The 15751-nt window shown below is 54.5% G+C and carries 11 protein-coding genes; 5 read left to right on the forward strand and 6 right to left on the reverse strand.

The genetic code is table 11. The annotated features are described in order from the left end of the window. Positions 1-224 precede the first annotated feature (224 nt). On the forward strand, positions 225-818 hold the full coding sequence (locus Enr10x_RS18005) for a hypothetical protein (RefSeq protein ID WP_145450892.1): 594 nt from the start codon (positions 225-227) through the stop codon (positions 816-818). A 24-nt stretch (positions 819-842) separates the two neighbouring features. Here Enr10x_RS18005 and Enr10x_RS18010 read toward each other — a convergent pair whose 3' ends face one another. The 5 genes from Enr10x_RS18010 to Enr10x_RS18030 all read right to left on the reverse strand — a co-directional run bounded on the left by Enr10x_RS18010 (position 843) and on the right by Enr10x_RS18030 (position 9347). Further along, positions 843-5420 carry a protein kinase domain-containing protein gene (locus Enr10x_RS18010; RefSeq protein WP_145450893.1) on the reverse strand — a complete coding sequence of 1526 codons (4578 nt, stop codon included), beginning with the start codon at positions 5418-5420 and terminating at the stop codon, positions 843-845. A gap of 57 nt (positions 5421-5477) precedes the next feature. Then, on the reverse strand, positions 5478-6074 hold the full coding sequence (locus tag Enr10x_RS18015; RefSeq protein WP_145450894.1) for an RNA polymerase sigma factor: 597 nt from the start codon (positions 6072-6074) through the stop codon (positions 5478-5480). A gap of 135 nt (positions 6075-6209) precedes the next feature. Continuing rightward, positions 6210-7037, reverse strand: coding sequence for a hypothetical protein (locus Enr10x_RS18020; RefSeq protein WP_145450895.1), 828 nt, complete (start codon positions 7035-7037; stop codon positions 6210-6212). A 68-nt stretch (positions 7038-7105) separates the two neighbouring features. After that, positions 7106-7813, reverse strand: coding sequence for a metallophosphoesterase (locus Enr10x_RS18025; protein ID WP_197997268.1), 708 nt, complete (start codon positions 7811-7813; stop codon positions 7106-7108). A gap of 91 nt (positions 7814-7904) precedes the next feature. Beyond that, the gene (locus Enr10x_RS18030; protein WP_145450897.1) at positions 7905-9347 is read right to left on the reverse strand and encodes a sodium:solute symporter family protein; all 1443 of its coding nucleotides are present in this window, start codon (positions 9345-9347) and stop codon (positions 7905-7907) included. 358 nt (positions 9348-9705) lie between these two features. On the opposite strand from Enr10x_RS18030, the gene Enr10x_RS18035 reads away from it, so the two are divergent. From Enr10x_RS18035 to Enr10x_RS18045, 3 genes are all read left to right on the forward strand, one after another. Then, entirely contained in the window at positions 9706-11127 is a 1422-nt protein-coding gene (locus tag Enr10x_RS18035) for a hypothetical protein (RefSeq protein WP_145450898.1), read from the forward strand. Between the two features lie 165 nt (positions 11128-11292). Then, the gene (locus tag Enr10x_RS18040; RefSeq protein WP_145450899.1) at positions 11293-12564 is read left to right on the forward strand and encodes a TlpA family protein disulfide reductase; all 1272 of its coding nucleotides are present in this window, start codon (positions 11293-11295) and stop codon (positions 12562-12564) included. 273 nt (positions 12565-12837) lie between these two features. Beyond that, positions 12838-13923: a sialidase family protein gene (locus tag Enr10x_RS18045; RefSeq protein ID WP_145450900.1), complete on the forward strand. Its 1086-nt coding sequence runs from the start codon at positions 12838-12840 to the stop codon at positions 13921-13923. A gap of 502 nt (positions 13924-14425) precedes the next feature. Here Enr10x_RS18045 and Enr10x_RS18050 read toward each other — a convergent pair. Next, a complete protein-coding gene (locus Enr10x_RS18050) occupies positions 14426-14791 on the reverse strand; it encodes a hypothetical protein (RefSeq protein ID WP_145450901.1) in 366 nt (121 codons plus the stop codon). Positions 14792-15112: 321 nt separating this feature from the next. On the opposite strand from Enr10x_RS18050, the gene Enr10x_RS18055 reads away from it, so the two are divergent. Continuing rightward, positions 15113-15748: a hypothetical protein gene (locus Enr10x_RS18055; protein ID WP_145450902.1), complete on the forward strand. Its 636-nt coding sequence runs from the start codon at positions 15113-15115 to the stop codon at positions 15746-15748. Positions 15749-15751: the final 3 nt, after the last annotated feature.

The following is a 15751-nucleotide window of genomic DNA, read 5'->3' on the forward strand; positions in this document are numbered from 1 at the left end:
TTGACTGGGGCAGGGATCGTCATAACAAAATTTGATTGATTCAGTGTACGCTGCTCTCAGTGTACTGTCGAGTCTTGATCACCGATCTGTTCTATACTCGATTGACAACGGTACTGAAACCATCTATTGATTAACTTTCTCAGACTCACACACTGGTGTTGCGGTGTCTCCCGCCACCTGAATCTGCGTCAGCGAAGTCATTTGTCAACCATCCGGTATTTTTCATGGACTCCCGAATTAAACTGCTCTTCAGCGGTCTGGCCATTGCTGTGACTTTCATGGCTTTTGTGCCTTATATACGCGGTATTCTCGCGGGACGAATCAAGCCGCACCTGTTTTCCTGGCTGATCTGGGGCACTACCACACTGATTGTCTTCTTTGCCCAACTCGAAGCGAAAGGGGGCGCCGGCGCCTGGCCGATCGGCGTTTCAGGCACCATCACGGTTTACATCGCTTTTCTGTCGTATGTAAAACGGGCGGATGTTTCGATCACGCGCGTCGACAAACTGTTTTTCAGTGCAGCGCTGCTCTCCATTCCCTGCTGGTATTTCACTTCCAATCCACTATGGGCCGTGGTCCTGTTGACGACCATTGACCTCTTGGGCTTTGGTCCGACCATCCGCAAGGCCTATGACCGTCCGTATGAAGAAAGCCTGCTGTTTATCTTTCTGTTCTTCGTCAGAAATACGTTTGCACTACTGGCCCTGGAATCCTATTCGCTGACCACAGTGCTTTTCCCGCTCTCGATCAGTGTCGTCTGCCTGTTTCTGGTTGTCCTGATCAGCTATCGCCGCCGGGTTGTGGTGGCCGACCGTTAACACGTCAATGTCACACACAGGCTTTCATTCCTGCGTTTCACTGACCGCATCCAGCTCTTTCTCCGGTTCTGCCATTGAAAAGCGAATCTCGCCCGTCTTCAGTGGGGGGGCATTGTTATCAGCATAATTGGGTAAGGTAAAGCGGACACGCACCGACTGACCAGGTTTCGCCTGAATGACAGTTTCAGCCTGCCCCCGCTCCATATCGCCCAGGCGGATTGGCAGACCGCGGATTTCATGCTGCACACCAAAGCCGAAGGGCAAGACCCACCAGCCCACTGGTCCAGCCGGTTTTCTGTCCTGATCGATGGGAATCGGTTTGCCGGTGTCATCGACGGCAGAGAGTTTCGTGTAGTAACTGTGCGTCATTAGACGGGGAAGCGAGATTTCGACAAACTGATCTCCCGTGTTGCGATAATAGAATCGGGGCAGCACCTGCTGCCCGGTCGCATACTGTTCTTTGTGGGGCTCGAAACGAACTCCTGCCTGCAAGCCGTTCTCAGCAACGGGCCCCCAGGCGATCTTGCCGTTATCGATTGCCTGGGAGCGAACATACTGTTTTCTGAGAATGATTGTATAACGGGGATAGGGAACTCTATTCGAAATGCGAGGCAATGTCAGCCGAATCGACCAGATCAAATACTCATTTCCGTCGCCAGGTTGAAACAAGTTCAGGAGTTCAAAGCCGACATCTTCAGGGAGTTGACGCTGATCGGCAATTTTCTGCAACGCCGCGAATTCCGCATTGGTCACATCCAGTTCGTTGCGTCGAGTTTTCATCCGGCGGATCGCTGCGACGACTTCTTCTTCCGTCAGCGGCGGTTGATCAATTCCTCCCAGGCTCCGATGTGCGGAATTGAATCCATGGATCGCCGCAGCCAGGGGTGTGTTATCTGGCAGTAAGGGTCCAGGTTTACTTAGTTTAACAGGCTGGCCTGCAGCATCCTGTTGATTTAACAGTCGTGTGCGTATCACGTGGATGAAGGGGGGCCCCTGGGGTTGATCGAGCACCAGTTGCACCTGCCAGGCCTGAAAACGGTCCTGATCCTCGCCATCCAGCGCGTTTTTGAATTCCAGTCGCCAGCCAGCAGCGAACCTGCGCAGCTCTGCGATTTCGCGAAACTGTTGTAGCTGCTCTGCAGAAAGTCCTGGAATCTTCTTTTCCAGCAAAGCCCAGCGAACCGATGCCACGACTTCGTCATCGGTCAGGAGTGGCTGCCCCTTGCCGACGGGATCCAGTTGTTGTTGCTGGTTGAATTCCTGAACGACATCGGAGAGTTGCCTGCTGCCTGCCGGATCAGTTTTCACTCTGCTGGACGGATCTGGTTTCGCCCTGCCTGCAGGGTCAAATTTCAAGTCACGACAGAACGCCGCAATCCGCGAAATGGGAAGCATGTAGGATTTGTTTGCATTCTCACCCAGAAAGCGGGTCCCCACCAGGGTCAGTCCCGCCAGTTGCCCTTCCTTGAACAGAGGCGTCCCTTCAGGAAGACTGCGATCAAGTTGTATGAGGCCTTCATACCGATGTTTTTTCTTCAAATGGGGCAACGACAGTTCCGCTTGACAGTTTAAGGCCACGATGCGTGCTGCCTGCGGGGTCATAGTAAATTGCGGGGAACTCCCGGGATACATGGCCGAGAGTTCATCGCCCACCGCCAGTAGCACATATTCTGAAGGCTGATAGTCGGTCAGCTTCTGCTGTGTCCGATACACGAATAGTTCCTTCGTACTCTGCGGCTGATAGACTGCTTCTATTGGTGGACGGTTGGGAAACTCAAGAAACATTCGATCGACGGCTGCAGGAGCCCCCTCGGGAACAATCCCTGCTGTCCCGGCTGTGACCACGCATGTTTGAGAGCCGACATTGACCAGAATTCCGGGTATCGCACGGCGGGACTGATCCCGAAAGAAAACCAGCACCAGTCGGGCAATTGCCTTTTCAGCGGCCGTTTTCGGCGGTACTCCATACGGGGAGGAACTGACCGATTCTTCGCTGGCTGGTCTGACTAAAGTGGAACTGGATTCGGGAATGCTTTTCAACCGGTCGCATAATTCAACCATTTCTCCCACTGGTACAACAAAGGTTCCCTGTGGATTATCGTTCACATATCGAGGCCGACTGCGTGTGATCCCCACAAGTTTGCCATCTTTGAAGAGGGGAATCCCCGAAGGCAGATTACGATCGATTCCGAATTCCACCAGTTGCGGAGACTCCTTTTTCTTTCCGGCAGCGTCAGTTTTTGTTTTGTACCTGAGAGTGGTGATGCGCGTGGCATGGGGAGTCACATATAATTCACTGGTCCCTCCCAACAGAATCGCCGATAACTGGTCACCAATTTCCAGCTGGATGTCGTCCACCGGTCGATAGTCGGTCAGCTTTCGTCGCGCACGGTAGAGGTATAAATCTTTCGTACTCTCCTTCTGATACTCGAGTCCAATCTTTCCCCGTCCCGGGATATCGAGGTACATGCGCGCGGCGATCGGAGGTTTCGCCTCGGGGCCCAGGCCAGCTGTAATCACGTAGGTTTCCGCGCCAGCGTTGACCATGATGCCGCGCACTGCCCGATGCGTCTGATTCTGAAATGAGATCAACGTCAACTGAGCAATCGCTTTTTCGGCAGCCGTTTTCGGTCGGACCTTAATGGATTCTTCCCTGCTTCCAAAAAAGTCAGGATGGATCTGGCGGAGTGCATTGCTCGTACCCGCTGTAAGTGGCGTGGGGGCAGGCGCCGACTGTGGAACCAAAGGAACAGGCACCCCCGTTTTCAAATAGATCACAAGCTGACCGGGTTGAACCGGTGTCTCTTTTTTTTCCTCGAAGATCCGTCCCACCGATCGCTCCTGTTCGACTTTGGTAATGAAGACCCGTCCACAGATTTTCCCTTGATCAATGACGGCCAGTTGCATCCCCACTTTGATTCCCAACTGCTTCCCCAGGGAGAGCACGGCTTCCCCCTCAGCGACAGAGACCACCTGTCCCTTTAAAAGCATGCTTTCCGGAACATCAATCACAGGCTGTGCGGCCTTGTCTGCCGACACACGTACCCAGAGCAGATCGGCCATCTCCGGCGTCCCCGGGTTCACACGGGACTGGCGACTGGTGGTCCAGGCGCCGCGGATTTCATCGTCAACGAGTCTGATGGAAAGCTTGCCGAAGCGTGCTTCCCCTTCACGCCAGATCCCGTTGAAGCGGCGTTCGATGCGCGACCACTTCAATCGCACGCTGCCCGGGGCAGCATTGCCAGGCTGCTGATACGACCCCGTATAATCCCCCTCTTCTTCGTGGTTCAGCGTGACGATCCCCCACTCCGGACTGCGCCATTTTCCGGCGATGTCGGGCGGTGCGGTTCCCAGCCAGAAGCAGAACCCCAGCACCACCGCTGACAGGGCGGCAACCAGCGTAACGACACGAAACACACGTCGCGGCCTGGTCGCTACCGCCAGAGTTTCCGGCAACGCGACTTCCGTCGGACGCTGCACGTGTGCCAGGCATTCTTCCAGCAGTGCTGAGACCTCACTGGCGCTGGCATAACGCTCAGCGGGCTCTTTTGACATGAGGCGACCGATGATCTGGCAGAGCCATTCCGGGATCTCGGGATTGATCTCGCGAATGGGACGCGGTTCTTCATCGGTAATCCGCCGCAACACGCCGTAACTGGTTTCCGAACGGAACGGCGCCCGACCGGTGCACAGCGTATAGAGCACGCTCCCCAGGCTGAAGAGGTCGCTGGCCTGATCGACGGCCTCCCCGCGTGCCTGTTCCGGCGACATGTATTGCGGCGTCCCCGCTATGATGCCGGTCCGCGTCAGGCTGGCGTCGTCGGCCGCGCGGGCGAGTCCAAAATCGGTCAGCTTCACACGTTCCACACCATCTGCCAGCAGAATGTTAGCCGGCTTGACATCGCGGTGCACCAGCCCCTGTGCATGTGCGGCTGCCAGTCCGTTGGCGGCCTGCATGCCGATCCGCAGGATTTCCACAAGTGCCAGGGGACCGGAATCGTCGATCCGGCGCTGCAGAGACTGTCCCCGCACGTAAGACATCACCAGGTAAGGCAATCCCTTCGTTTCCGCCACGCCATGTATTTCAATCACACTGTCATGCACGACAGCTGCCGCCGCTTGTGCCTCACGTGAGAAACGCTGGCGGGCTGCCCCGCTGCTGCCCAGATGCGGGGCCAGTATCTTGATGGCCACATATCGATTCAATGCAGGATCCAGGGCTTTCAGGACGATCCCCATCCCCCCGGCACCGATCACTCCCACCACTTCATAGGTGCCCAGGCGTCCCAGCATCCGCTCATCGTCTGACGGTGCCAGCAGATTTAATATCGAAGACTGCGAGAAAGACGCTGCCGGGCCTGTCGCTGTATCCCAGGCACTTTCTTCCGCCAGCGGTTCATCCAGTAACCGCGTCTCATCCTGTAACGATTCTCTGACTGAAGACCAGATCTCATCGCTGGCTGCTGCTGTTTCCAGTTGCGCACGACATTCACTGCAGTCATCCAGGTGCCGCTCAAAATCGGCCTGTTCACTGTCACTCAGTTTCTGTTGCAGAAACAGTTCAATCGAATCCGGGTTACACGCCGTTAGTTTATGATGCATTTTGTTACCTCCAGACAACTGATACACGTCGACTTGTATTTTCTGACAGTCGCCAGATCAGGAATCCTGTTCATACTGTTGTACCTTCTCCTGAATTCTGCGAATTACGCGGCTGCGGGCAGCATAGATCGCGCCCCGGCTTTTTCCGTACTCTCTGGCAACGTCTTCAATTTCATGTTCTTCGACAGCAGTCTGCCAGAACAGGTCCCAGGTCTCCTGTTGAAACTCCTGCCGCACCTGCCGGGCCGCCCAGCGGAAGACTTCACGCCGATACTCCAGGCGAAGCAGGCTCGAATCAGCGTCGTTCTGTGACGCCTGTTGATTCAGCAACTCCCGCAGTGCCGAATCACCTGATCCTCGATCCGGTTTGCCGCGGATGAGTGCATTCAGGATGGCGTTGTGTGCGACACGATGCAGCCAGGTTCGGAACTTCGCCCGCCCGTGATCGTGGGGCCGCTGTTCAACGGCTCTGGAAACCGCGACTAAAACCAGTTGGGCAACATCGTCGGCATCCGCCGCCTGCATCCCTTTTTGTCTGGCCAGCCGCAATATGACGGGCCGGTAGATTTCGACGAATTCATGCCAGGCCGCCTGATCCGCGGGATCGCGGACGCGGATCAGTAAACTGGCTCGTGTTTCGGGAATCGGGGTCATAATGCGGTACCTTCTTTACTACTTTATACACGGCACAAACCCGCATCTGACAGCCTGATCAGAAATCTGATAGAAAAAGCGCAAAGAAACCCGAAATCATGTTCTGACTGCACTTTACGGGCAATCCAAGTCGCGTCAGGAACGGGCGTTGTCTGAGACAGAATTCTCTGTCACCGGCGCGGAACAGCAGCAGGCTGCGTGCAGGATCATACGACCATAGCCATAGAGAATGGCCGTCCGAGTGAGTGCCGCAACGCCCCATAATGCCAGACGAAAGGGGAACAGCGCGGGCGAAGTAGACAGACTACGCTGGTCTGCATACCGGGCTGCGGAAGCGGATGTCAGTTTCAAAGCCCGGGTCGGTGAAGTGGAACACGTCATCAACCCCGGCAGTCCTGCGTCTGCATCCTGCCGATAGTCGATCACATCGTCAATCACCTGACAGAGCATGACGATGCGGAACAACAGTTCGAAATCTGCTGTCTGAAGCGTGGCTTCGATACCTTCCTCAACCGTCATTTCTTCCAGAGACGCTGCCGCCAGCATCCCCAGCGACAGCCGCACGACCACTTCCCGGTAGAGTTGTGCCTGAGAATGCCTCCGATCGTCACCTCCAGTCGCAGGACGTTGCTTTTCCAGCTCTCTTAAACGATTGAGGTATTCCCGTACGACAAGTTTGGAATCATGAGCTTTCAGTAGACGCCGCGTCATCTGATATTTCTCGAAGGAAAATTGTTTCCCGTCATAATAATCATTCGCATACGATCCGAAATCCAGCAGTGCCGCCAGCTCCCGGATCTTTTGCACAGAGAGTCGCCGCGAGGTCCGCAGGACGTGAACCGTATCGAAGGCCATCAGGCACAACACGCGCAGCGGAGTACCGGGGCGGGATGTGAAAAACAAGGGGATCCCCCGCAAAAAGCTGATCAGGGCAATCCGAATTGCTGCGAGTCGACCAGGCACAGATTCTGTTCTTTGAGAATGACGATCCAGCGTTCTCACCAGGGACATAGTTTCGCTCCTCATGCAGATCAGACGTAACAGAGCACCACTTCACGCGGACAGCGCCAGCCAATGGGCACCAGATCACTGACACCACGACTGACGACCAGACGCGTTTTACCAGCCTGGTGGCTCAGATAGTTGTACGGATAAAACACCGCTCCCGGAAACAGACGGTCGCGATATTCGAACGCCACAAACTGACAACCATGCAGGTGTCCGGCCAGGACGAGATCGTAGCCGGCGTGGCGCGACGTTTTCCAGATCCGCGGGTTGTGGGCACAGAGCACCCGCACGTCACCGGCAGTCTGCTGTATCGTCTCGGGTCCGCATACAGAGATCACACGTGAACCATGTTGAAGATCTACGCTGGCCTGGTGAATCCACGTGCCTCCCCCCTGCTCTATTGCAGCGGAGACCAGGCTGGTGCCGACCTGACTGTCGTGATTGCCTCCGACCGCCAGGACGGGCCCGTAGTTGGAAAGTTGTTCCACCAGCGAACGCAAGCGATCCAGTACCGAAAAATGATCAACCAGGTCGCCGCCGAGAAGAATTGCGTGCGGATCGCAACGACTTACGGCTGCGAGAATCTGTGATGTGATCTGGGAAGTTCTGCCTTTGCGCAGATGGATATCGCTCACATAGACCAGACGACAGGCTGCGGGAGAGGACGCAAGTCGTTCTTCTCGAATTTCGAGCGGAGCCTGGGAGCCTATTTCGAGTAGACCGGCGAGCAAATTCTCTTCTCCTGACGGGAGGGAGCTTCTCAATCAGCAAACTGAGATGGGAATCTATCTGAATTCAAAGTACCCCCGCTGATCGAGCAAGTCAAGTTTTGGAAGAACCCAGCAGCCGCTGCCCGATGACATAGCCGGTGAAGCTGGCCAGCAGCCCTGTGAGTTCGGGAGGAATCGACAACAGCGAAGCGATCAATGAATCCTGCTCAGAGTTGATTAGCGTTGCAGCGATCTGGTGGCCCGTCCAGAACAGTCCTCCGCAACCGATGGAAAGGAGTCCCGGTAATTCACCACGGGGCTTCAGGAAGACTCCCGCGACGAATGGAACCAGCAGCGCCACCAGTCCCACTGCCAGAGCACTTTCGAGCAGTTCCAGGATGGCTTCGGTGACCAGCGCCAGGGGCAGACTGGCCAGGGCGACAATTCCCACACTCAGGCGGCTGGTCAACAGACGCCGCTCGTCGAACCAGTGGAGGCGATGCAGCAGATTGTGCGAGAGTAACGCAGCGGGTGAGAGCATGGCACTGGTACAGGTGGAAACAACGATCGCCAGCAGTGTCACCACCAGCAGACAGATGCCGACGGGAGAGAGCAGATGCTCGGCCAGCGCCAAAATCACCTGCCCCTCGCTCCCCTGGGGCAGTTCATCCGGCCAGAGTTGACGCGAGGCCAGACCCAGCCCGACGGGCAACAGACCAAAAAGCAGATATACCACCCCTGCGAGAATACAGGCCCGGGAGGCAACCGCTCCACTGCGACTGGCAAAAATTCGCTGCATCAGATCCTGTCCGGGCAGGTTTCCCAGGATGCCGTTGATCCAGGTCGTCGACCAGCCGAGCAGAGCCAGCAGTCCTGCTTCGGGAAGCAGTGTGCGCAGCACAGGTGGGGTCTGCTGCCAGGTAGTTTGAATTCCTGCAGCCACCGAGCCGTCACCAGCCGCAGTCGCAAAATTGACTCCCAGAATAACCAGGCTGATCAAGACCACACAGATTTGTACGGTATCGGTCAAAGTCACCGACCACATACCGCCGATCATGGTCAGGAAGGTTACAAACAGTGACGAGATAAGAATCGCCGTAAAATGTTCAATGCCGAAGAAATGCTTCAGGATGGCAGCCAGTGCCAGGTACTGCGCCGCGATCCAGGGGAGATAACCGAGAGCCTGTACGATGCTGGAGACCAGTTCCGTTTTCGGACCATACTTCTGTGCGAACAGATCGCCCACGGTCAGGAGTTTCATCTCCCAGACCCGTTTCGCAAAAAAGAAGCCGGCGACAATCAGCGCCAGACCGGAGGCGAACGGATCAAGAATCGTCCCCTGGACTCCTTCCGCCCGGGCCGCTTCGCTGGCCCCCAGCACGGTAGCGGCCCCGAACCAGGTCGCCAGTAACGTTCCCCAGGCCAGCCAGAGCGGCAGCCGCCGTCCCGCCACGAGGTAATCTTCTTCCGTTTTCACCCTGCCGCCCGCATACATGCCGAGCCCGACCATCAACAGGACATAGAAAGCAAGCAGTATCCCCAGCCAGAATGTCATTTCTCGTGATTACCTTAGAGCTTCATGGCCCTGCCTGTGTGACAGTGGCCTCCCCTTCGCTGACAGCACTCCTCAACCGGAACACCGCATGATAGCGAGATCCAGTCTGTGGTGCGTACGTTGAGCTGTGGCAACATGGATTTTTCTGAAAAATCAGTCCGCCCGATTCGGGACGGATTCATTGCGGTCCGGTTATTCCTGGAAGACTCACTGATCCTGTTGCCCGGGAAATAGGTTTTTCTGGTATCGGAAGCGATCCTCGTTTAAAATCCGGTATTCTCTTCTTTCGAACACGGATTCTCAACAGCTTGGAAAATTCGCGTGCTGCCAGATCCATTTCACTCAGTGAGGGCTCCACATGGGTATTTGGGATTTTTTGACGAAACCGATCAAACTCACCTCTGCCGTCTTCTTCTGGCATGAACCGTTGTGTTACCGCCTCAGATTACGGGGAGACCTGCTGATTCGCTGTGGATTTGCCCTGGCGGTCTGGGCAGCCGCAACCGGAATTTTCAGCCTGCTGTTCGCGTTCAACGTCAACCCGCCGGGAATCTCACTGGCCATCATTGTGGGGGCCATCCTTGGTCTGGGTCCCGCCTGGCTGGCGATGTTTTTCCGTCGTGAGCATGTCTCCGGCTCGATCTGGATTTATGAAGATCATCTGCTCCGCCAGCGATCCTATGTTTCACTGGGATTTTTCCGATCCTGGCAGGAAGCCCAGGAATGGCCGAACGCAGCCATCTCACGCTGTATCATCATTCCCAGTCGGGCACTGGGGAGATCCTTCTCTGTGATGCTGTTAACCGTTGACTCCAGAGCAGAGATTGTCGGCATCCCTGATAAGATTTCGCTGAAGGAACTTGCCCGCCACTTTACCGAAGCAGGCATCACGGTTGAAAAACGCGATTCACTTCCTTCCCGCTATGCCGAAGGATTAAATCCGATCGTTGCTGCAGCAGTGGCTGTCGCCGGTATCGCTCTGCTCTCAGTCGGCCTGGGATTCTACTTCAACCGCGTTCCCAACCCGGGGAATCAGGTTGTGGTTCGCGAGCAGGTTCCCGACGTGCAACAGGATTTCCCCCAACCACAGAATCCTGCGGAAGTGGTTCCGAACCCGCTCATGCCGAAGAATCCACCGCCCGAAAAAGAGAATCCGCCTGCCCCCGCCCCGGGACTCCCGAATTCCGCCCCACCCAACATGATACCCAGGCAGCCCAATCTGCCTTCCAACCGGTTTCCGAATCGATTTCCCAACCGACCGGGCGGTCATCCTGGACGACCGAGCACTCCCAATGCACCTCCCAATACTTCCGCTACTACGCCCAACGGCAAAGCGGCCGGCAAGACCCACGATTCGAAACTCATCGGCAATCCCCAGGGGGGCGGAGTCTTCCGCACGGTAAACCTCAAAGGAAAAACGCTGCTGGGTTTTCGTTACACGATGGGCAGTTGGGCCGGTGAACCAGCGGTCCAGTTCCTGCATCCGATTTACGACCGACCTCCTGCCCCGGGCACAGGTACCGCGATCGTGGCGAAAGAAGGCTACGCGGTTGGCGGCTTGAAGATCGACGCCCCCAAATATGTCAGTGCCGTTCAAATCATTTTCCAGCGCATCAAACCGGATGGCCAGCTCGATCCCTCGGACGCTTACACCAGCGAATGGATCGGTAAGCCCTCCGGAAAAGAGACGCCGACAGTCGACGGAGCCGGCAAAAAAGCGATCGGCGTCTACGGTCGACGTGGTGCGATTATCGATGCTTTGGGGCTGGTGTTTGAGTGAGGGATATCGAAGGCTGGTTCGGAACTACACCATCCTTTCGCCCCGTTTTAAGCATAATCCCATCTTTGCTAAACAAAATCTCCTGCCAATGAGGTCTGCTCCAGTGTCGCTCTGAATTGTCAGACAAAAACCAAAAAGTCCAGTCACAAACCCGGAGAAACTCTCATGTTAAGATGCGTCGCTTCCATGGTGGTTTTCGCAATCCTTGGTTCCGTGGCCAGCATACAGGCGGATGATTTTCAACCACGTCCTCTGAAACCGGCAGAAGCAGAACTGGTGGATCTCGTCAAGAAGATGTATGCAGAATACGAAAGAATCTACACTCAGGCAGAGAAAATCAAAGACAAACAGGAGCGGGACAAGTACTTTGCCGACCATGATCCGTCGGCAAAATATGTCGCTCTGCTGACCGAATTTGAACGTACGCATCACGACACACACGCCGGTCTGATGGCAGTGCGGAAATTAATTCACCTCGGTAGTGGAGGCGGGGCATTCGATCATGCCCGCGATATCGGTCGGCGAACAATTTTGCCTGTTCTCCACGACTACGGTCAGGCCCGGGAATTCCCTGAAATCATTCGCTATCTTGACGGTGGCAACTTTGATCCGGAAATCGAAGTCACCTTGAGGAAGCTGAGCAAAGATCTCCAGGTAGCGGAAGAGAACCGCCTGTATGCCCGTTTTGTGTTAGCGCGGCTGTCTTTGAAATTTCGAAGAATGCAGCAGTACTGGGAAAGTCGTCTCAAGGAACTGCAGGAGGGCCAGGCGACATATTATCCCGGGGAAAAAGAATCTCTTTTGAACTGGCAGGCATTGGCCAAGTCAGAAAAAAAGCTGGACCAGCTCGAACGGGAAGCGCTGCAGACTCTCGAAACGCTCAGCACCACCAGTTCGAAGATGCGCCAGCCAGCAGTAACGCACATTGATGACGACTGGCACATCATCGTCTTCGATCCTGAACAGACAAAAACGAAGCCGACACTGAAAGCAATGGCGGCGGGCCTGCTGTTTAAGGAACGGCACTTACAGGAAGGCCAACCTGCACCGGACCTCAAGCTGAAACTCGTCTCTGGCAAGGACTGGTCCCTGGCTGAGCAGCGGGGCAAAGCCGTAATCATTCAGTTTTCCTTCAAAGGCTGTGGCCCCTGCGAAGCCATGTACCCCGACCTGCACGAACTCAAAGCCAAATACAAAGACAAACTGGTAATTCTCGGCATTATGGCAGATGAGGAACGCAAAGACACTCTGGATGCCGTCGCTTCAGGCAAACTGACATGGAATGTGCACTGGGATAATTATCGTGGTCCCATCGCCACCAAATGGGCGGTCAGAGGATTCCCTACCGTTTACATTATTGGCCCGGACGGCCGTATCGCGGCAAAACAACTGCGAGGTGAGAAACTAAAAGCAAAGATTGCGGAGCTGACGCGATGAAGTTTGAGAGCCCAAATGAGGTTTAAAAAAGATCTTGTCGTACTGTTCCTGATCATTAGTGCCTTAACGATTTGGTTCTTGCGTCCCTCTTCACCCTGGGCTGAGGTGACCAGTCCCTCTCCATTCCCTTCGGTCCCTCAAGAAACTCAGCCCGCTCTCGTCTGTTCCAGGCAGATACCTCCGTTAGCTGGATTCATCTCTCCCAAACCCGTTGTAGCCGCAGACCCGACTGGAAACGTCCTGATTGTTGCACATGGATTTACGAATGCCCCATTGGGCTCAGATATACTTGTCTGGCGTTCAAATGATCGAGGAGAAACCTGGACGCCGCCGGTCAATCTGACCCATCAGGCACAGGATGGAGAAATTTTCTTTGATCCCTGGCTGGAAACAGACCGCCGCGGTCACTACTACTTCATACATGTACTCCGCTCCGACGGACGGCCTTTCTTGAGGCGCTCCAAAGACAGTGGGCAAACCTGGTCCAGCGTACTTCCCATCGAATGGAAATCATGCGACCGGCCGGTGCTGTCTGTCAGCTCGAATGGTCGACGACTGGTTGTCGCTAGTTCCCTGGGAGAGATCGTCGATCATGGTCCCGCAGATCATACCCGAAACCAGTCAACGAATTTTCGTTTCTCCTCTGGAATTTTCAATTCGCAAGACTACGGTGACTCATGGAATAAAGTATCGTCTCCATTTGATGCAGAACATGCCATTCCTTTTTCGGTCGTCTGTAATGACGAGGATGCGATTGCAGTATCATGGATTGTGGCAGGGCATGGCTCCCGCAGCGTCGTCACTGTCACCACAAATTCAGGAAAAACATGGACGACGACGACACTTGTCGAGTCACTACAGCCTGATCGACAACATCCATTCAACGGAGAACGTTTTCCTGTCCTTGCTCTGGACGGGCAATCCGGACTGCACGTGGCCTATGTCACTGCAGGCGCAACCGTAGTCATGATCCGTCACACTCCTGACTGGAAGGACTGGAATGAAGCGAGAAGACTTTCCAGCGAAACAGCTGAGGAAGTCCGAATGGCCGCGATTGATGCGTGTGGCTCTATGGTTCATGTCACCTGGCTGGAACGGGTTGATACGAACTGGCATGCATACTATCGAGGTTCCAGGGATTTTGGTCAGACATGGTCACCTGCCCTTTGTCTGTCAGAGGCAATGGTCCTGGCTGACAACACGGTCGCGAACGGCTTTCAAATCACCAGCGACGATGATCAATCCAGTGTCCGCGATGATGGAACAGGGCGCGTTCACGCTGTCTGGTCGATCCAAGGGGGAAGAGTAATACACGCTATTATCGACTGGCTGCAAAAACCTTTGAGTACGGAAAAGTAGCTTAACAAAAAGGTATCCTCAGAAAGCATCTTTCAGAGAAATAGCCCCTGTTCCGACCGCCGCGGTGCGATTATCGATGCTTTGGGGCTGGTGTTTGAGTGATGATTTTTTCTTATCAGAAACCAGAGTTTTCCTCTATATACTGGCGCTAAGATCCAGACATCAGATAAGGTAAATGAGCTTATGTCTCCCGAATTATATCATGGCTGGTCGATCCGCTTCCAAAAAAACATCCATATGTATTGCCACAATCTGACAGTAGAAAAAGAGAATCGAAGCTACTCAATTCCCTGTGAAGATTCGCCGGTTTTCAAAGGCATCGTCATGTGGCCCTACGAACTCAATCTTGAATCGGACCTGCTCCAAGACCTTGTCACAGCATTATTAAAATGGGCCACATCTTTCAACCTGGAGTGCCTAATCTACACGTCAAAAACAAACTACATGACCAACGCCCAACAGTTCTGAACGAACCTGTAACTGACTGCAGTTGAGCAGTGCCTCAGTCGTTGAGTTCTTCTCCAGACTGATGCAGCAGGTATTTGAGCATGCCTTCTGCCAGCTCTCGATCCCAGCCTGCGGCATCCTGACTGAGTAAGTCCAGGTCGGTCAACTGTTCCAGAGCCCATTTGTGAGCCCGACTGGTTCTCATCCAGATCTGACAGATGGAACCATCGTCCCTGTGATAGCCGATGACTTTAAACCGTCCATTGCACATGTCATAGCTGAACAAGGGGGGCAAAACATAGATCTTCGTACCTGGAGAAAAATGGATTGTCCCCTGACAGACATAGTTGCCTTTGGCATCCAGTTTCGGGATATCCCGAATTACGCCGCTGATCGCCAGTGTATTATTGAAGGTGTTCATAGCAACTCATTTAACTCAGATGATCGTTCCCTGCCCCTGAGGAGTGACACATGTAATAACGATCCGGTTCAGAGTCTGTACCCTGTTTTCAGCTTTCGATTTCTACAATCGCATGCTGTTACTTATCGCCACGCAGTAGATCTCTCTTGACGGCTTTTCCCCGATGAAACAGAATTCCCGGGAGAATACAGACCGGTATCATCCAGGGAAACACAGAAGCTGCGTCTGGCTTTTGATCTCCCGTACTGATTGTGCTCTCATGCGGGTTGGATCATTATTTCCGACACCAGCCCAACTGTCAAAACGCTTAAGGACATCACCATGAAATGGATCACTGCCATTGCTGGATTTCTACTGCTCGCGGGATGTCAATCTGATGAACTGACAGCGCATACCGCTCCTGAAAAGCAGGCATCTACTGGCGTTCAGAAATATATCGTTCTTACCGTTCCTCCGGAACCGCTGCTCGACAAGATGGCGCTGCTCTATTCTCCAGAGGATGCCGCGTGGCCCCAACTTGTGGATGAGTTCGTCGAAAACGGACATCCGATCCTGCCTTACGCGATTCGTCAGCTACAGGAAGATGAAAAGATTTCGCCGGATGTAGCAAATCAGATTCTAGACCGCGTCAATCAATCCCCGACAGTTCCCGTCGATGCCCAGCGCATCATCACGCTGCTGGAGGTCGCCTGCTACGCTGATGTCATGTGTCATCGAGTCGAATACCCACTCCGGGTCGCGACGCTGGATTACGTCAAATCAAATCTCGATGCACCGGGTACCCCAAACGCATTAGCATGGATCCGCGAGTCGTACCAAAGCGGTCTCCCTCTGGATGTTCCCGATGATGAGACGGGTGAATTACGCGGGTTGCTCGTTAAATCGATGCGCGGCCGGCTCAACGCGTATGCGAACCAGGTGACAGACGCGACCAATGCAGAGCCAGGGAGCAAATAAAGT

The sequence above is a fragment of the Gimesia panareensis genome (assembly GCF_007748155.1).
In the GTDB taxonomy this organism is placed as follows: Bacteria; Planctomycetota; Planctomycetia; order Planctomycetales; family Planctomycetaceae; genus Gimesia; species Gimesia panareensis.